Genomic DNA, 18,041 nt, shown 5'->3' on the forward strand with positions numbered 1-18,041 from the left:
AATTGAATCGTTATGTTTAAGAAATTCATAGACAGACCTGTCTTAGCCACTGTTATCTCCGTTTTGCTGGTGATACTCGGGATACTTGGTCTGACCAATTTACCCCTGCAACAGTTCCCCGATATTGCACCACCGGCGGTTCAGGTTATTGCAAATTATCCTGGCGCGAATGCAGAAACCGTTCTTCGTTCCGTTGCTCCTTCGCTTGAAGAATCAATTAACGGAGTTGAAAACATGAGCTACATGAGCTCAACCGCCAGTAATGACGGATCTTTGGTGATCACCGTTTATTTTAAATTGGGAACCGACCCGGATCAGGCGGCGGTTAATGTTCAAAACCGGGTCTCCCAGGCGACAAGCCAGTTGCCGGCGGAGGTTGTTCAGGCAGGAGTGACAACAGCCAAACAACAAAATAGTTTGCTCATGGTCGTTGACCTGTATTCAGAAAACGAAGCACTTTATGACCAGACATTTCTCGCAAACTACGCGCAGATCAATATTATTCCTGAGATCAAACGGATCAAAGGTGTCGGTCAGTCGATCATTTTTGGCGGAAATAAAGATTATTCGATGCGTGTCTGGTTAAAACCTAGCCAGTTGGCGACTTACAACCTGACGCCAAATGAAGTGATCGCCGCGATAAGAGACAAAAACCTGGAAGCTGCGCCAGGAAAATTCGGCGAAAACAGCCAGGAATCCTTTGAATACGTAATTAAGTATAAAGGGAAGCTGAACAAACCTGAGGAATACGAAAATATCATCATCCGCTCGAACGCAGATGGTTCGATTTTGAGGCTGAAAGATGTCGCAAAAGTTGAGTTCGGCTCTTACACTTACGGGAATTTCACCCGCGTAAATGGAAAACAAGGTGTGAACATTGCGACCATGCAGCTTGCCGGATCCAACGCAAATGAAATTCAAATTGCGATTCAGGATCTGATGAAAAAAGCGGAAAAAGATTTCCCGAAAGGAATGAAATATCTGATTTTATATAACACCAAAGATTCTCTGGATCAGTCCATTGAGCAGGTTCAACACACTTTGCTCGAAGCATTTATCCTGGTTTTCATTGTCGTTTATATTTTCCTGCAAGATTTCCGTTCAACCCTTATCCCTGCGATCGCAGTACCCGTTGCCATTTTAGGAACATTCTTCTTCATGTCACTTTTTGGCTTCTCGATCAACCTGCTTACCCTTTTCGCTTTGGTATTAGCCATAGGAATTGTCGTCGATGATGCCATTGTCGTCGTCGAGGCCGTTCATTTAAAAATGGAGAAAAAAGGATTGCCGCCCAAGGCAGCCACAGTATCTGCAATGAGTGAAATCACTGGCGCAATTATCTCGATCACGTTGATCATGTCAGCTGTGTTTCTCCCGGTTGGTTTCCTTGAAGGTTCAACTGGTGTTTTTTATCGTCAGTTTGCCTTTACACTGGCCATCGCAATTGTGATCTCAGCTGTTAATGCGTTGACATTAAGCCCTGCCTTATGCGCCATTTTCCTGAAAGAACACAAACATCATGAAAATGGAGTGTATGTTAAAAAGAGTTTCAAAGAGAAATTCTTCATGGGTTTCAATGCCTCCTTCGACAAACTGACAAACCGTTATGTAAGCAGTCTTCGTTTCCTGATCCATTACAGATGGCTAAGTCTGGGTGCATTGGCTTTGGTTACAATCGCAACAGGTTATATGGTCACTAAAACAAAAACCGGCTTTATACCTTCTGAGGATCAGGGATTTATTGCGATTTCATTATCCATGCCGGTTGGCGCTTCGCTGGAACGCACAACAGAAGTTGTTCACAGAGCGGAAACCATTCTTGGATCGATGGAGTCGAAACAAACGTTGATGGGCCTTTCGGGGTTTAATATTCTTACGCAGTCTTCCAGCCCATCATCAGCCGTTGCTTTTGTCTTGCTAAAACCTGCTAAAGAACGTGGCTCAGTAAAAGACATCAACGGAATTATGAACGAGGTACGCCAAAAACTTGGAGCGATTAAAGGAGCAAATTTCTTCGTCTTTACCTTCCCTACTGTTCCCGGGTTCAGTAATGTTGACGGTCTCGACTTTGTTTTGCAGGATAGAAATGGTGGAACATTGGATAAATTCAGCGGTGTGGCCAATGGTTTTATTGGTGAATTGATGAAACGCCCTGAGATCGCAGTAGCATTTACAGCATTCAGAGCAGATTATCCACAGCTGGAAATGGAAGTTGATGAAGTGAAAGCAGAACAGCTAAGCGTCAACGTGAAAGACATCCTGCAAACCATGCAAGCCTACTTCGGTAGCGCACAGGCATCAGATTTTAACCGTTTTGGTAAATATTACCGTGTTATGGTTCAGGCAAATGTCGCCGATCGGACGGATCCCGCTTCCATGGACGGGGTGCTTGTCAAAAACAGGTTGGGCCAAATGGTTCCGATTAATACGCTTGTTAAAATGAAACGGGTATATGGCCCTGAAAATGCTTCCCGCTATAATCTTTTTAACTCGATCGGTATCAATGCAATAGCAAAACCAGGATTTAGTTCGGGGGACGCGATTAAGGCTGTTGAAGAAGTTGCTGCAAAGAATCTGCCCAATGGATTTAAGTATGAATTTTCGGGTATGACCAAGGAGGAAATCTCATCAGGTGGCCAGTCCGTCGTTGTATTCATGCTTTGTCTGGTTTTCGTATACTTCCTTCTTTCAGCCCAGTATGAAAGTTACATCCTTCCTTTCGCCGTTATTTTATCCATCCCAACCGGAATCTTCGGTGTGTTTGCCGCGATTGGTTTGACAGGAATTGAAAACAACATTTATGTCCAGGTTGCCTTGATCATGCTGATCGGCCTGTTGGCAAAAAATGCGATTTTAATTGTAGAATTTGCCGTTCAGCGAAGAAAAGCAGGAAAATCGTTATTATTCGCTTCCCTTGAAGCTGCAAAACTGCGTCTTCGCCCGATCATTATGACTTCGTTAGCATTCGTGGTAGGACTTATACCCATGATGACCGCAGCGGGACCATCCGCTCAGGGCAATCATTCAATCAGTATAGGAGCAGCGGGTGGTATGATCACAGGCGTTGTTCTAGGATTATTTATCATTCCTGTTCTGTTTATCGTCTTCCAATATTTACAGGAAATGGTGACAGGAAAACCTGTTGCCGTTGTCAAAAACGAAGTCGGCGAATTGGCGGAAGCTATTTAAATTATATTATGAAAAAGTACTTTAATATACTCGCGTTTTTTGTCTTGCTAACTGCTCTGGCAGCATGTAAAATTTCGAAAAACGTAGAAACACCTAAGGCTGCATTACCAGAGACTTTCAGAAATACAGTCGCGACAACAGATACTGCAAGCATTGCAGATTTACCGCTGGATAGCTTTTTCACGGACGCTTCGCTTCAAAAATTGCTTGACAGCGCGATCGCGAAAAACTATGATATGCAGATTGCGCTTAAAAATATTGAAGCATCGCAGCTATTGTTCAAACAGACAAAATGGGCTTATTTCCCTGATGCCAGACTTCAAATCAGTGCCGGCTCGAACCGTCCTTCTGATAACAGTTTGAATGGATTAAGTGCCAGTTCTTTTTTGAACACAACCCACATTGAAGATTTCACGGCCAGTGTCGGCCTATCCTGGGAAGCTGATATCTGGGGGAAAATTAAGAACAGAAATGGTCGGGCGCTGGCAGAATACCTCCAGACAATCGAGGTAAAAAACGCAATCCAAACCAATTTGGTTGCTATGGTTTCTCAGGGTTTCTACAACCTGTTGATGCTGGACGCACAGCTTGGTATCGCAGAAAAAAATCTGGCATTAAGTGACAGTACGCTAAGAATTTTTGGATTTCAGTTTACTTCCGGGCAGGTAACCTCACTTGCAATCCAGCAAGCAGAAGCACAAAAACTGACAGCTGCCAAACTAATTCCTGAATTGCAGCAGGCCATAATTTTGCAGGAAAATGCGCTGAGCATCCTTGCAGGAGATTTGCCCGGCAGAACTGAAAGAAATTTCAAACTTGATCAGGTTTCATTTCCTGAAACATTGGCGACTGGGGTTCCGACATCAATTTTAAACCGTCGCCCTGATATTCGGCGGTCCGAACTTGCTCTGGATGTTGCCAATGCCAACGTCGGGATCGCGAAAGCGAATATGTATCCGGCGCTCACGATCACAGCATCAGGAGGTATCAATTCTTTTAAGGCATCGAACTGGTTTAACATTCCTGCTTCTCTGTTTGGTGCCGCAGCCGGCGGACTTACCCAGCCTTTGTTTCAACGCAATCAGTTAAAAACGCAGTTCGAAGTTTCTAAATTAGAACGCGAGAGAACGGTGATGGAATTCAGACAAACGGTATTATATGCGGTCGGTGAAGTATCGGATGCATTGGTAAAAATTGAAAAACTGAAAGAACAACAGACCATCGCGGACACGCGGGTCAGGACGCTGCAGCAAGCAATATCAAATTCGAAAATGCTTTTCCAGAGTGGTATGGCAAATTATCTTGAAGTGATTACCGCACAAAGCAACGTACTTCAAAGCGAGCTGGAATTGGTCGCGATCAAGCGTGCGCAGCTTGCTGCAAACGTTGATCTTTACCGATCACTCGGCGGAGGCTGGCGAAATTAAAAGTTGATAATTGTGGTTAAATAATAGTTAAACAGGTCGCAGAATATTCTCTTCAGCGGCCTGTTTTTTTGTTTCAGAATAACCTATATAATTCGCAGAACTGTCTGTTTAAACGCTAAATAGATTAAGATCAAAAAAACCGGCGGCAGCATACTTACCGACATGGTATGTTGACAGAACAAAGTCTCGTTCTCTAAAAAAATCTGATTTATCTGCCTGGGGAGTTACAACCCTTACACAGAAAGCTAAAAACAAAAAAGATCCGGAATATAATATTTTGACCTAGCATTTTAATATTTTAAAACAGACAAAACTGTCTGTTTTATTTATTTTCAGCGGATAAAAGTTCATAAATCGCCTCCTGAGACCTAACCTGCCCGGCGTTGCCGTTTTTCAGCGAAACGTTATGCAGATCCTTATCAATCAATACTGCCTGTACATTGTCCTTCCATTGAATGGCGAGAAGGTTTATCATCTGTTTTCTTATAACCTCATCATAGATCGGAAAACAAACTTCAATTCTTCGATAAATATTCCGGTTCATCCAGTCAGCCGATCCCATAAATACCTCGTCATTTCCATTGTTATGAAAAAGGAAAATCCGGCCATGTTCCAAATATCGGTCTACGATTCTTTTCACCGTAATATTTTCGCTCTGGCCGGGAATTCCCGGGACCAACCGGCAAATACTGCGAACAATAAGACTGATTTTCACACCGGCATTCGAAGCATCATAGAGTTTCGATATCAAAACCTCTTCTTCCAGATTATTCATTTTTACTGTGATCGAAGCCGCCAAACCACGTTTGGCATTTTCAATTTCTCTGTCAATTAATTCCAGAAAGCGGGTCTGCAAATTGAACTGCGCAACAAGCAAATGCTGGAAAAGAATTGGTTGCGTTGCCTTGCCTTTTCGTTTCCTCAAAAAATCAAAAAGCACTTCCATCTCGGCCAACATGGGTTGATGGGCAGTTAGCAAAATGTGATCTGTGTAGAAACGTGCGGTGCTTTCATTCAAATTGCCTGTCGCCAAAAGTCCAAGGTATGGGGCGTTCTGATTCTTCCTTTTCACAAGCGCGATCTTCGCATGAACTTTCAGCAGGTTGCTGCTGTAAATAATTTTCACTCCGGCAGCTTTCATTTTTTTTGCCCAGCGGATATTGTTCGCCTCGTCGAAACGCGCTTTTAATTCAACTAAAACAGAAACCTTTTTTCCATTTTTTGCGGCACTGATCAGCGCATAACCAATGCGGGAATCACTTGCTACCCGGTACATCGTCGTGTAAATCCGCTCCACAGAAGTATCAATTGCAGCCTCGTTAAAAAAACGAATTATGGTATCATACGACTGATAAGGCGCATGGACAACCCTGTCTGTTTTCTCAATTGAATGAAACAATGTTTCGCTAATTTCCGAAGATTTGATACGCTGGACAGCGGGCCAGGGTTTATAGGAAAGTGCCGTATTAGGAACAGGAAGCTGCGCCAGATCTTTGAGATTATGATGTTTTCCTCCTTCAACAACGGATGCCTTTTGAAGATTAAATATCTCGACCATTTCCTGCAAATGACTCAAAGGCATACCCGGCTCGTACAGGAATCTGGTGGCAAAACCAAAATCCCGCTTCCGAAGCTGTTTTTCAATTTTAGATGCCATATCTCCATATTCATCACGAAGATCCAACTCGGCATCTCTGGTAATTTTAATATTGTACGAACCAATAATTACAGCCGACGGAAAGAGATGCTGTAAATTCTGGCGAATTACATCTTCCAGAAAAACAATATAATCGCCGTCTTCCTGTGAAATTTTGTAAAAACGCGGCAAGTTGTTTGTCGGAATATTGATCAGAAATAACTGCTCATCACTCGAAGCATATTGAACAACAACGGCCTGGTAAAGCTGGTTATTTTCGAGAAAAAAATCCGTATTCTTTTTAATGGCGATCGGCTGCAAAAAGCCAGCGACCTGGGTAAAAAAATAATAGTTGGTTTGTTCCTCTAACTTCTCCGGAATGTTTTCGTTGTAAAACAACTTAAAACAATGGCTGGTCAAACCGGGCAAAACGGCCTCGTTAAAAATCTTTCCAAACTCTTCCTGCTGACGATTTATAATCTGAACCGCTTTTTTGTATACTGTCAGGCCGGTTTTCTCCTTGTCCATTTTTTTCAACGCCAGAAGAGCGGGCATCCGGACGCGGTAAAATTCATCCAGGTTTGAAGAAAATATTGACAGAAATTTGATCCTTTCATTTAAAGGAACAGATGCTTTTCCTGCCTCCTCCAAAACCCGTTCATTAAAAGAAAGCCAGCTGATATCCCGGTCTGCAAAAAAATAAGCACTCATGCGTAAGAAAAATTAGGATCCGAGAAACACCGAACTGATCACAAAAGCAATCACGGAGATTACTATGCCAAACATGAAAATATTGTAACCGGTGCGTAAAAGCCGATATTTCTTACCCAAAATAATGCCCTGCGAGTAAAGATCTTTGGTCAGACTGCCATATAGAAATTCACGATCATTCATCATCGCCTGCATACCACCTGCAAAATCTTCATAAGGCATCCGATAAAAGTTACCAAAAAAGAGCAGGTTCACTTTTTTATTCTCAATGTCTTCTTTTGTGAAAGTTCCAGGCGGGACTGATGGCCGTGTCGACAAAATGGAGAAAACCATGGTCGTTACGCAAACCGTCAACAGCATCAAAGTCGGCACGATTAAATTTGAATTATCTTCCAGCTTTCGAAGCAGGACACTCAACAGGACAGAAATAATGATCGAATTTGTCGTAATCATGATATTCGCTTTGTTATCTGCCATATCACTCAACCGCTGATGATTTCCTGAACTAATCCGGAACATCGTTTCGATACCTTTGTCCGGTCTGTCATTCTTCACCTTCTTGTTTTTTTCATTTTCCTCCTCTGCTCTTTTTATTTCTACTTTCATAGTCTCATTGGAGTTTTCTTTCTGCAATTCAAGAGTGGGCGGATCAAATTGGGAACTCCCCTCTTTAAGCAGTTTCCTTTTCAGTTTTTCAAGATTTCCCTGCTTTCCGCTTTCTAACAAATTTCTACTGAAATCGGTATGGTATTGATGTGATTCGAGAAACTTAATCGTCTTCATTCGCCAGGCATTCTTATCTATTTTCTCACACGATTCCAGCTCAGCTTCTTTGCGAAGTAACTTGCTGTTTCCTGAAAATTCATCAGTACCCAAATCATATAAATCTGCATCACAAACGATCTCTTCAAGTAAATTTTTGGGAGATTGGGGAATATGCGTGGCCATGATACATCCTTCGATAGCCATACTAACTTCCGGCTCAACGGTAAGTTCTGTCAAAAAAGACGCAGCAATTTTAGCGCCTCTTTTTTCATGACCGGAAGCTCCGCCAGTATCGTAGCCACAATCATGAAACCATGAAGCTGCAATAACTACAAAAAAATCCCTTTCATCTAACTTGTAATTTCCTGCGAGTTTTGAGGCATTGGCGACAACATCTTCCGTGTGCCTGACATTATGGTATGGTAATCCGAATGAATTATTTTTGTAATTTCCTGACTTAACAAAGTTTTCAACCGCGTCCAATATGACAGCATAATTCATTTAAGGGTCAGATTTGGTTTTAAATTAATGTTTTCAAAATCGGTTTCTTTTCTCAAATATCTGCATAAGATTTCATATTTGTGGGTATCCGTCCGTTCATTTTTTGTGTCAAATGAATCGATGTCAGTGGTAAAAATGATTTCAGAATCTGTCAGGAAGTCAATAGATTCTTTGTTTCTTCTGCCGTACATACCCTTGCTGATAAGGAGTATTATTCCTGAAAAGCATCCCTTCCCTAATTTTTTGGATTGCCAAAACCATTTACTTTTGCAGTTTACTTCCACTATCTATCAACTTATCGACGTTCTTAATGGATTCTGAAAAGCAAAATAATAGGATTCCCGAGACCATATCACTCGTGGAGCGACAATTATTAATTAATCAGTGCAAAATTTTATCTGCGTTCGGTGACGCTCAGGAAAAGGCGTTGTACGAAAGGAGAATTGAAATTTTGGAAAAGGGCTATACAGGGCTTTATCAGAAAGTTTTTAATACACTTTATGAGGAGGTGCCAATTAGCACATACCAGGAAGTCGAAAATATTTTAAAAATGTACAGCAGGATTAATGAGTCAATCCGGTATCTGACCGACGAAGACCGAGAATTGCTTGACTTGGGCAGTCTGGAGTTTGAAGGTTTTGATGTCAACGGCGGCATGCACTATTACATGATGTCGTATCTGGTTGACCGTATGGACGAATATCTGGAATATAAAGGAAGAGAATTAAAATCACATACAAACAGCGCCCTATCCAAATATAATAAGATGTTACCCATCCACGCTGAGTTTGAGCAATTGAAAAAGGAGCGGTATTCTACAAGTGATTTGCAAAAATTCATCGAAGCTGTGACTTTAAACGTTGCATAAAACCGGCCGAATTAGAGAAATCTTAATACTTTTTTAAATTATTTTCGAAAACACAAATATTAAAATTGCTGGACAAAAATGTATTTTCTGCGCTATTTTACCAAAACATTACCCCGAAGAATTTTGAACTATTTGTAGTTGAAGATTTACGAGAAATATCGGTTAATTCTTCCCATTCACCGATAAGCAATTTGGTCCTGTCCAAATCACTAAAATACCTGATACAATTAAGTGTATAAAAATATAAATGAGACGAATTTATACTATAAAATTACTTCTAAAAGTTAAATAAGTATCAATATAAATTTTCATAGTTTCTTCTTCATTTGACTTATTTTTCCGGGTTTACGTAATTGTATTCTACAAAAAATGCTGGTGATTTTGCAAAAAATGAGTTAGCTTTGAAACTGAAAACCAGTTAAATGGTTCTCATAACGTTGAGTAAAATCAGACATCCCCGGGTATTGCCTACGGGATGTTTTTTTATACCTACGACACAAGGATTGATCACAAAAAAAGCGACTATGGAGAAGCCGCTGGTAGCACAACAATTGAAACTGTAATTTTTTATAGATTATCAAGATCGCACGTCTCGGAAATCACACGACACCATAACAATTGATAATACTCCGTTAATAATCCTCCGGTCATGTATTGCGTGATGCCAGAAGATATGTGCAAATCAGTGAACAACTATTCTTTTGTAGTTTTTTTTAGTACGTTTTACAAACCACTGGTTATCGGTAGAACTTTTCCTCAATCCTGAAATTAGCCATACCGCACTTGCGAAGGTAAATATCACAAGAATCATGAAAAAATAAGGTCCTAATATATCCGAATATTTAAGTAGTTGTACCATAACGAATTTGATTTGCGATGATTAATCAGGTTTCCTTGGAAAATTAAATAATCATACCAGAAATTAAATACATCATTCAGGTTACTATGGCCTGTGTTCATGTGGAATTCGCTAACTATCAGTGTGATCTGAGAAAAAACTGTGGATTATATTCACAGATACTACCTCAATAACAGCTATCTATGCTACTAAGTAATATTTGTTTTACAAATCACATCTGAATTCCACGCTGCAACTCATAATACCAATTTTAAATAGGTTGCCTGGGTCGAAAAATGGCTTTGGCTCAGAACTGCCGATGGTACATTTTTTCGACCGGTGCACAAAAAAATAAATTTGCAGTAAATCAGCGAAAACTAGCATAAGAAAATTGTTTTTATTCAAGATATGATCCAAATATATACTGATACTAAAAACTTCAAAATTTTCAAGAACCGGGCATGAAATTATATTTTAATTACTTTTTGTTTCTCTGCCTGCCTTTTTTCAAACTTCCATAACTTTGCATCTTTTTAAGAGTGGATTGCAAATCTTATGAAAAGTGAAGCTTCAAAAACAATACGTTTAGCATTACCTATAATCATCGGTGAACTTGCCCAAATGGCGTTACACCTGATCGACACGGCGATGGTGGGTGCAATAAGCTACAAGCAACTTGCCGCTGCTGCGCTGGTTGTCAACACGATGAACATCCCTTTCGTGATTGGTATCGGCATGACCATTTCCGTTTCCCAGATGGTTTCGCTGGCACATGGAAAACGTGATGCGCAACAGGTTTCACACTATCTTTTCAATGGATTCTGTCTTTGTGCATTGACTGCATTGCTGATCTCTCTAACCCTTGTTTTTGGAAAAAATATACTGTTTCACCTCGGCCAGGACCCTGAGGTTGTGACTCTTGCCCTTCCTTTTATGCAGCTCATGGGCTTGTCTATCATTCCTATGCTGTTGTTTATGACGCTCAAACAATTTACAGACGGGCTTGAATTTACTAAAACGGCCATGCTGCTGTCTTTGGCCGGAATGCCGGTCAACATTCTTTTAAACTGGTTGCTGATTTATGGGAACTGGGGATTTCCACGTCTGGAATTGATCGGTGCAGGTTATGCCACACTGATCACGCGTTCATTCATATTTGTGGCTCTTGCGATCACTATTTTAAAACATAAAACTTTTAGCAAATACATCGCTATTCGTAAAAACCAGTGGAAACTTCGCACAAAAACGCTGGGTGAATTGCTTCATATCGGCGTTCCCAGCAGTTTACAGATTGGTATGGAAGCCGGTGCCTTTGCCGTTTCGGGGATCATCATCGGAACCATCGGAGCGGTCGCGCAGGCAGCACATCAGATCGCGCTGAGCAGCGCGTCATTTACTTTTATGGTTTCTATGGGATTGGCACAGGCAGGCTCTATACGGGTTAGTAATGCGATGGGACAGGCTAACTGGCCAAAAATTGCAGTTATTGGAAAAAGCACCATGATTACGGCGCTGATCTATGGAACATTTTGCGCAATCGCCTTTGCCGTTTTCCGGTATCAGTTGCCGAAAGCGTTCAACGATAATGTCCAGGTTCTCGACCTGGCAGCTTATTTATTAATCTTTGCGGCAATTTTTCAGATTTCAGACAGTACACAGGCAATCAGTGCAGGACTTTTGCGTGGAATAAAAGACGTAAAGGCGCCGACTATTCTGATCGCCATAGCTTATTGGGTAATCGGTTTACCGACTGGCTATATTCTCGCATTTCATTTCGACATGGGTGCGCCGGGTATATGGCTTGGATTGATCATTGGTCTGACCCTTGCATCAGTATTCCTGATTAACCGTTTCTTGAAAATGTCGAAAAGGAATAACTAAACCGGTGTTATTAATATCTACAAACCGCTAAAAATCTGTTTGAAATATTGTTCATCTAAGGACAGGCCATTTCCAGTTTCAAAAGTGCCTGATATGGATCCCCTTCCATCCCGAGCACTTTTGCAAAAGCTGGTTCTGTTTTATACCCCTGTTGTTTCAAATTGATAATTTCTTGCCTGAAATCCTCTCCCCTTTCCAGTAATAGTTTATTTTCAACAAGCATGTGCCGATACCCAAACTGACTTTTAGATGGAACATTTTGTCCAAAAATCTCAAATTCAAGGTGGTCAATATGAAAATTCGCAATGGTTGTTAATTCACTATTTATGGTAACAATACGAATCTGAAAAGCTTCAAATATCATAAAGTTGTCAGCAAGTTTCCGATTAAAGAAATGTTGATCCTGCCAGAAACAAATGATATCCAGGTCGCTACCATCAATATCGATCCCGATCGGAATCGTACCGACGACGATCGGATCAAAGTCTTGCAAGATATCCATTATGCAACACCTGATTAGAATTTCATAGGCCGTTCTTTGTTTCAAATTACCATTTCTCAGATAAGAGATAGATGTGAAATCAGTCATAGATTTGTTATGCGCCAGATTTATCAGGCTGCAAATTATTGCTTTTTTGTTCTCTTCCGACAAATTTTAGGCTAGATTTGCATTATGGCAAAACTTATAAATCTTAATTCCTTCAAAGAATTTTTAAGGTCAGGATCAATTGGTGGAATCATCCTGATCACTTGCGTTTTCATTTCGCTCCTTATTGCTAATACCTCTCTTGGACCATCCTTTGAAAATTTGCTGGCTACCGAAATTGGGTTTAATACAGAATCAATTCACCTCCGGTATTCAACATTACTCTGGATTAACGACGGCCTGATGGCGATCTTTTTCCTACTGGTCGGCCTTGAAATTAAACGCGAACTTATTGAAGGAGAGCTATCTTCGTTCAAAAAAGCATCTCTGCCTATTCTGGCCGCTCTTGGAGGCGTGATTGCTCCCGCGACAATTTATTTCCTTCTCAATAAAGGCACCGAAACGCATGCTGGCTGGGGTATTCCCATGGCAACTGATATCGCTTTTGCCATTGCCATCATCACCATGTTAGGCAAAAAAGTACCTGCCTCGCTAAAAATTTTCCTGGCCGCCTTGGCTATTGTTGATGATCTTATCGCCATTCTGGTGATTGCCATTTTCTATTCCTCCGACATCCATTTTGCTTATCTGGGATATGCCGGAGGCATATTTTTATTCCTACTGGTACTAAATAAAGCCGGCGTCAAAAATCTTGCAGCGTACCTGATTCCAGGGCTATTCATCTGGTATTTTATTCATCACTCCGGTGTCCACGCGACTATCGCTGGCGTACTGACGGCTTTCGCCATTCCAACCACCCCGGATGCACAGGAATCTCCGCTGGAAAAACTGGAACATATTCTGGTGAATCCGGTCAATTTTATCATCATGCCCCTTTTCGCTTTATCGAATACCAACATCACTTTTCAATCTGAAATGATCGGCGGCTTAACCACCATGCTTGGACTAGGTATTATCCTTGGCCTGGTTGTAGGAAAACCGCTTGGAATTTTTGTCTTTTCATGGCTGGCAGTAAAATCTGGTGTTGGACAAATTCCGAAAAAAGCATCCTGGAAACATATCTTAGGCCTTGGGATGTTAGGAGGAATCGGTTTTACTATGTCCGTTTTTATCGCCTTGTTATCCTTTCCAGGTGCTCAATTGATCCTGGCAGAAGCCAAGTTTTCAATTTTAGCAGGATCACTTCTATCCGGATTATTGGGATATCTATGGCTTTCTTCTCTTTCAAAAAAGAAAGCTTAAACAATGTCCCGGATCTGAAAGCGGCAGGTATGTCAATTTCGAAGTCTATCGATAAAACTATTGATGCGGTCTTCGTCAATTTTATATTCAATTTCTTTGACGAACGCAGAGCCAATGATGGCTGCATCGGCGTATTGATGAACAATCCGGACATCAGGTTTTTTATTAATATTAAACCCAACTGCAACAGGATTTTTTAATTTCAGATTTCTGAGTCTCTCAAAATAACCAATATTATCTGCCATTTTAGTTGAAGAGCCTGTTGTTGAACTGCTGGAAACAGCATACAAAAAACCCGCTCCGGCTTCATCAATCGCTGCCAGCCGTGCGGAGCTTGTCTTAGGGCTAATCATAAAAATCGGTGCAAGCTTATTTTGTCGATAAAGGTCCTGATAGTACTGGTTGAAATCTGACAAAGGAAGATCCGGCAGCAGCAATCCGTCAACACCAACCTCGGCGCATCTTTTGCAGAAATTCTTAAAACCATACTGGTAAACCGGATTCATAGATCCCATCAAAACTATGGGAATGGAAACATCCTCCCGAATTCTTTCCAGTTGTTCAAAAAGAATATCCAGTGTCATACCGTTTTCCAGAGCCTTTTTATGACTGTTCAATATAACAGGTCCATCCATGACAGAATCCGAAAATGGTATACCAATTTCTACAAAATCAACACCAGCCTTTTCCAGAATTTCAAGTATTTTAACCGTATCCGTCAGGTTTGGATATCCGGCCGTGAGGTAAATACTTATCTTTTTCTTATTATTTTTAAAAACCTTGCTAAGCCGATTTTCAGTCAGATTGTTCATAGAATTAATTTTTAGCAGTTGAATAATTAATGTATGTTTCCAGGTCTTTGTCACCACGCCCTGAAAGACATATCACCACGACATCTGTTAAATTCAAATCCAGCTGTTCGAGTGCTGCAAGTGCATGAGCCGACTCGATTGCCGGAATTATCCCTTCGTTTTTACTTAACATAATGCCTGCATCCAGGGCCTGATCATCAGTCACCGGAAGAAATTTTACCCTTTCGCAATCATGCAGATAAGCATGTAACGGACCAATACCGGGATAGTCGAGACCGGCGGATACGGAGTGTGCTTCTGAGACTTGTCCTTCCGGAGTTTGCATAAATTTCGTTTTTGATCCGTGCAGAATACCTTCCTTTCCCAACAAAGTTGCAGCTGCCGAAAACCCTGAATCCAAACCTTTCCCGGCCGCTTCGGCCGCTATAAGTTTTACTTCCGAATGATCCAGAAAAAAATAAAAAGAGCCAGCAGCATTACTCCCACCCCCGACACAAGCGATGACATAATCAGGCAAATTTTGACCAGTCAGTGCGGGGACCTGATCCAGCAATTCCCTACTGATCACCGATTGAAGCTTAGCCACCATGTCAGGATATGGGTGCGGCCCGACCACCGAACCGATCACATAAAAGGTATCATCCGGGTTATTGATCCAGTCCCGAAAAGCCTCGTTTGTCGCATCCTTTAACGTTTTACTTCCACTTTTTGCCGGAATCACTTCGGCTCCAAGAAGTTTCATCCGCTCCACATTGGGGGCTTGTCTCACCATATCCATTTCCCCCATATAAACAACACATGGCAATTTGAGCAATGCACAGGCCATCGCAGTTGCTACGCCGTGTGATCCGGCACCGGTTTCTGCAACAATACGCGTTTTCCCGAGACGTTTTGCTACCAAAACCTGCCCAAGTGTATTGTTGATTTTATGTGAGCCGGAATGGCAAAGATCTTCCCTTTTCAAAAAAATATTTGCTCCATATTTCTCTGATAAAAAAACAGACGGATAAAGAGGCGTAGCGCGTCCGGCATACAAACTTAGTAACCGGCCGAGCTCTTTTTGAAAATCCGGATCGTCCAGAATCACCTGATAATTCAATCTTAATTCTTCTACATTTGGATACAAAACTTCGGGCACATACGCTCCGCCATAAGGCCCGTAAAATCCATTTTCGTCAACTTGATACGTCATAATTTATTAAGGATTAGATATAAAAAAAGCTCCCTGCGAACAGAGAGCCTTGTATAGATCAGAAAATAATATTCTAACAGGAAAGCCAGCGTTCACAATACCAGAGTTAGGTAGTGCGCCACCAGAAAGAAATAGAAAGAATTGTGATTTGCTTTTTCATGCTGTAAATGTAAACAGGAAACATCCTATATTCCAAATAAATCGATCAAATAAATTCTAAAATGATCAAAATAATTCATTTACATTACTTCTCTGAATAATTTTTTAATTACATCAGTTTCTTCATTGTACATATTTTTCTTCCGTGTACCGAAGTATAACGTGTTGATCAACTTTGTTTTGCCTTCCCACAAAAGTTTTATCTGGCCGTTGTCAACTTCCTTTTTGCAAAGAAAATCAGGAATAATAGCCAGGCCAACACCACTGGTCAGACAACGAACAATGGAATTCAAATTAGGGACTATGTAATTGGGACGAAAATCGGGATATTTGTTAAAATTGAGCTGCCAGAATTTCCTGAGATGTTCCATGTCTCCCGTTGTGCCATACCATTTTTGTTGTTTTAACCATTTCTCCAAAGTTTCCGGATTTTTCTCCGCCAGGACCTCATCAAGTTTTTCGTGATCAATTTCATTGCCACCAACCAATACAATGGTTTCAGAAGAAAATGCCTCATGCTCAATATTTGCGCTGGTCCCCTTCTGAGGTGTAATAATAAGGTCCAGGATACCTTTTTCAAGATTATCGAGCATTTCGGGATACTGGCCAAACTGGATTATCACGTTGAAAGGCAAGGTCGAAATATATTGCTCCAAAGTAATCTGAAAAGTTTCAAAACACATACCTACGCTGATCGTCGGCGTTTGTTTTTCGGTGCTTTTCTGAAAATTCTTTTCCGCTTCTTCAAGTTTTGTAAGCGGCTCTATTATAAAATTATAGAATACTTTTCCACGTTCTGTCGGGATCATTTTTCTTGCTGTCCGATCAAATAATTTATACCCAACATAACTTTCCAGAGAACTCAAATGCAGACTTACGCCCGGCTGCGAAATAAACAAAGTCTCCGCTGCGCCTGTAAGCGTGCCTGTGGTGTAAATCGCTTTAAAAGTCCTGTACCATTCCAGATTCACCATCGCTTAACTATCATTTTTATAATACCAAGCTATAAAAGTACTTATTTTTATGATAACACTTTTCACACCAACTTTGTGAAAAGATTCTTGCGGCATTGCTGCAAACCATTATATATTAAACATCAATCTACATGTCTATAAAAAATGTTTTCATCACCGGAGCGACTGGTTACATCGGAGGATCAGTTGCAACGCTTCTTCTTAAAAAAGGTTATCATGTTTCTGCCTTGGTCAGAAAACAGGCGGATGCAGAAAAATTAAGTGCATTAGGAATGATACCTGTCATGGGCTCGATCCATGACATGCAAATTTTGCGTAAATCTGCTGCTGATGCCGATGCGATTATCCACACCGCGGACGCGGACGACGTTTATTCTGTGATCACTTTTCTCGAAGAATTAAAAGGCACAGGAAAAACTTTCATTTTTACATCGGGATCAAGCCTTGTAGGTGACAATGCCAGAGGAGAATTGAATGATTTTGTATTTTCGGAGGACATTCCCGTACAGCCAAGATTGGAAAAACTCCATAGGGTTGCACTAAATGATCATATTCTGGCTGCTGCCAAGGACAATATCCGCACGATTGTTTTGGTCCCGACCATGATTTACGGGACAGGAACGGGTATCAAACAGAATAGTATTCAGATACCGATGCTGATCGAAATTGCGAAAGAAAGGCAGGCGGGTATATACATTGAAAAAGGTGAGAATAAATGGTCGAATATCCACATTGAAGATCTTGCCGAACTGTATGTACTGGCACTTGAAAAAGCTTCTGACGGCTCGTATTTTTATACAGAGAACGGAAATACGTCGTTAAAGAATATTGCAATAAGCATTAGTAAGCTGCTAAATTTCCAGGGGAAAACGGAATCAATTACGCTGGATCGTGCTATCGAAAAATGGGGACCGGATGCGGCCGCATTCGGTTTTGCTTCGAACAGCTTGGTCAGCTCCGAAAAAGCAAAAGTAATTTTAGGCTGGCAACCGAAATACGATTCCATCTTGAAGGATATTGAAGAAGGTTCTTATAAAGCCGTCCATCAGAAGTTTTAAAATAAAACTTGTCCCCTTAATATTTTCTCTTTAATCCCGGTTAACGCTTTCTACACGAATGCTGTTGACCGGGATTTTTTTTACAATCAATCTCCTCTAAATAAATTGGGGTAGAATTGATTTGTTTTTTTGACAAAACTTTCTATAATTACTATGTTTCTCACCAATATGAACCGTCTCT

The 18,041-nt window shown here is 41.0% G+C and carries 12 protein-coding genes; 6 read left to right on the plus strand and 6 right to left on the minus strand.

Features of this window, described 5'->3' with window-relative positions:
• Positions 1 to 12 precede the first annotated feature (12 nt).
• Complete coding sequence (locus AC1XUO_RS23175; protein ID WP_483332216.1) at positions 13 to 3,189, plus strand: efflux RND transporter permease subunit; 3,177 nt, start codon at positions 13 to 15, stop codon at positions 3,187 to 3,189.
• Positions 3,190 to 3,197: 8 nt separating this feature from the next.
• The gene (locus tag AC1XUO_RS23180; protein ID WP_483332217.1) at positions 3,198 to 4,616 is read left to right on the plus strand and encodes an efflux transporter outer membrane subunit; all 1,419 of its coding nucleotides are present in this window, start codon (positions 3,198 to 3,200) and stop codon (positions 4,614 to 4,616) included.
• Between the two features lie 322 nt (positions 4,617 to 4,938).
• On the opposite strand, the gene ppk1 is transcribed toward AC1XUO_RS23180, so the two are convergent.
• Positions 4,939 to 6,963: a polyphosphate kinase 1 gene (gene ppk1, locus AC1XUO_RS23185; protein ID WP_483332218.1), complete on the minus strand. Its 2,025-nt coding sequence runs from the start codon at positions 6,961 to 6,963 to the stop codon at positions 4,939 to 4,941.
• Between the two features lie 12 nt (positions 6,964 to 6,975).
• Positions 6,976 to 8,229, minus strand: a complete 1,254-nt coding sequence (locus AC1XUO_RS23190) for a Pycsar system effector family protein (RefSeq protein ID WP_483332219.1) — start codon at positions 8,227 to 8,229, stop codon at positions 6,976 to 6,978.
• A gap of 310 nt (positions 8,230 to 8,539) precedes the next feature.
• Here AC1XUO_RS23190 and AC1XUO_RS23195 point away from each other — a divergent pair, with 310 nt between their 5' ends.
• Positions 8,540 to 9,097: a YfbU family protein gene (locus tag AC1XUO_RS23195; RefSeq protein WP_483332220.1), complete on the plus strand. Its 558-nt coding sequence runs from the start codon at positions 8,540 to 8,542 to the stop codon at positions 9,095 to 9,097.
• Positions 9,098 to 10,490: 1,393 nt separating this feature from the next.
• Entirely contained in the window at positions 10,491 to 11,816 is a 1,326-nt protein-coding gene (locus AC1XUO_RS23200) for an MATE family efflux transporter (RefSeq protein ID WP_483332221.1), read from the plus strand.
• Positions 11,817 to 11,871: 55 nt separating this feature from the next.
• Here the strand turns inward: AC1XUO_RS23200 and AC1XUO_RS23205 are convergent, their stop codons facing one another.
• Positions 11,872 to 12,405: a DUF4269 domain-containing protein gene (locus AC1XUO_RS23205; RefSeq protein ID WP_483332222.1), complete on the minus strand. Its 534-nt coding sequence runs from the start codon at positions 12,403 to 12,405 to the stop codon at positions 11,872 to 11,874.
• Between the two features lie 84 nt (positions 12,406 to 12,489).
• Here AC1XUO_RS23205 and nhaA point away from each other — a divergent pair, with 84 nt between their 5' ends.
• Positions 12,490 to 13,665, plus strand: coding sequence for a Na+/H+ antiporter NhaA (gene nhaA / locus AC1XUO_RS23210; protein ID WP_483332223.1), 1,176 nt, complete (start codon positions 12,490 to 12,492; stop codon positions 13,663 to 13,665).
• A gap of 32 nt (positions 13,666 to 13,697) precedes the next feature.
• Here the strand turns inward: nhaA and trpA are convergent, their stop codons facing one another.
• From trpA to AC1XUO_RS23225, 3 genes are all read right to left on the minus strand, one after another.
• Complete coding sequence (trpA, locus tag AC1XUO_RS23215) at positions 13,698 to 14,477, minus strand: tryptophan synthase subunit alpha (protein WP_483332224.1); 780 nt, start codon at positions 14,475 to 14,477, stop codon at positions 13,698 to 13,700.
• A 4-nt stretch (positions 14,478 to 14,481) separates the two neighbouring features.
• Positions 14,482 to 15,669 (minus strand): tryptophan synthase subunit beta, encoded by a 1,188-nt coding sequence (gene trpB / locus AC1XUO_RS23220; RefSeq protein ID WP_483332225.1) that lies wholly within the window; start codon positions 15,667 to 15,669, stop codon positions 14,482 to 14,484.
• A gap of 239 nt (positions 15,670 to 15,908) precedes the next feature.
• The gene (locus AC1XUO_RS23225) at positions 15,909 to 16,802 is read right to left on the minus strand and encodes a LysR family transcriptional regulator (RefSeq protein WP_483332226.1); all 894 of its coding nucleotides are present in this window, start codon (positions 16,800 to 16,802) and stop codon (positions 15,909 to 15,911) included.
• A gap of 131 nt (positions 16,803 to 16,933) precedes the next feature.
• Here AC1XUO_RS23225 and AC1XUO_RS23230 point away from each other — a divergent pair, with 131 nt between their 5' ends.
• Entirely contained in the window at positions 16,934 to 17,860 is a 927-nt protein-coding gene (locus AC1XUO_RS23230; protein WP_483332227.1) for an NAD-dependent epimerase/dehydratase family protein, read from the plus strand.
• Positions 17,861 to 18,041: the final 181 nt, after the last annotated feature.

The sequence above is a fragment of the Dyadobacter sp. HNCC25DJ186 genome (genome assembly GCF_056895235.1).

Bases quoted from the DNA above. Each gene is read 5' to 3' on its own strand.
- AC1XUO_RS23225 (WP_483332226.1), bottom strand. From the start codon at position 16,802: ATGGTGAATCTGGAATGGTACAGGACTTTTAAAGCGATTTACACCACA.
- AC1XUO_RS23230 (WP_483332227.1), top strand. From the start codon at position 16,934: ATGTCTATAAAAAATGTTTTCATCACCGGAGCGACTGGTTACATCGGA.
- AC1XUO_RS23195 (WP_483332220.1), top strand. From the start codon at position 8,540: ATGGATTCTGAAAAGCAAAATAATAGGATTCCCGAGACCATATCACTC.
- ppk1 (WP_483332218.1), bottom strand. From the start codon at position 6,963: ATGAGTGCTTATTTTTTTGCAGACCGGGATATCAGCTGGCTTTCTTTT.
- AC1XUO_RS23190 (WP_483332219.1), bottom strand. From the start codon at position 8,229: ATGAATTATGCTGTCATATTGGACGCGGTTGAAAACTTTGTTAAGTCA.
- nhaA (WP_483332223.1), top strand. From the start codon at position 12,490: ATGGCAAAACTTATAAATCTTAATTCCTTCAAAGAATTTTTAAGGTCA.
- AC1XUO_RS23175 (WP_483332216.1), top strand. From the start codon at position 13: ATGTTTAAGAAATTCATAGACAGACCTGTCTTAGCCACTGTTATCTCC.
- trpA (WP_483332224.1), bottom strand. From the start codon at position 14,477: ATGAACAATCTGACTGAAAATCGGCTTAGCAAGGTTTTTAAAAATAAT.
- trpB (WP_483332225.1), bottom strand. From the start codon at position 15,669: ATGACGTATCAAGTTGACGAAAATGGATTTTACGGGCCTTATGGCGGA.
- AC1XUO_RS23205 (WP_483332222.1), bottom strand. From the start codon at position 12,405: ATGACTGATTTCACATCTATCTCTTATCTGAGAAATGGTAATTTGAAA.
- AC1XUO_RS23200 (WP_483332221.1), top strand. From the start codon at position 10,491: ATGAAAAGTGAAGCTTCAAAAACAATACGTTTAGCATTACCTATAATC.
- AC1XUO_RS23180 (WP_483332217.1), top strand. From the start codon at position 3,198: ATGAAAAAGTACTTTAATATACTCGCGTTTTTTGTCTTGCTAACTGCT.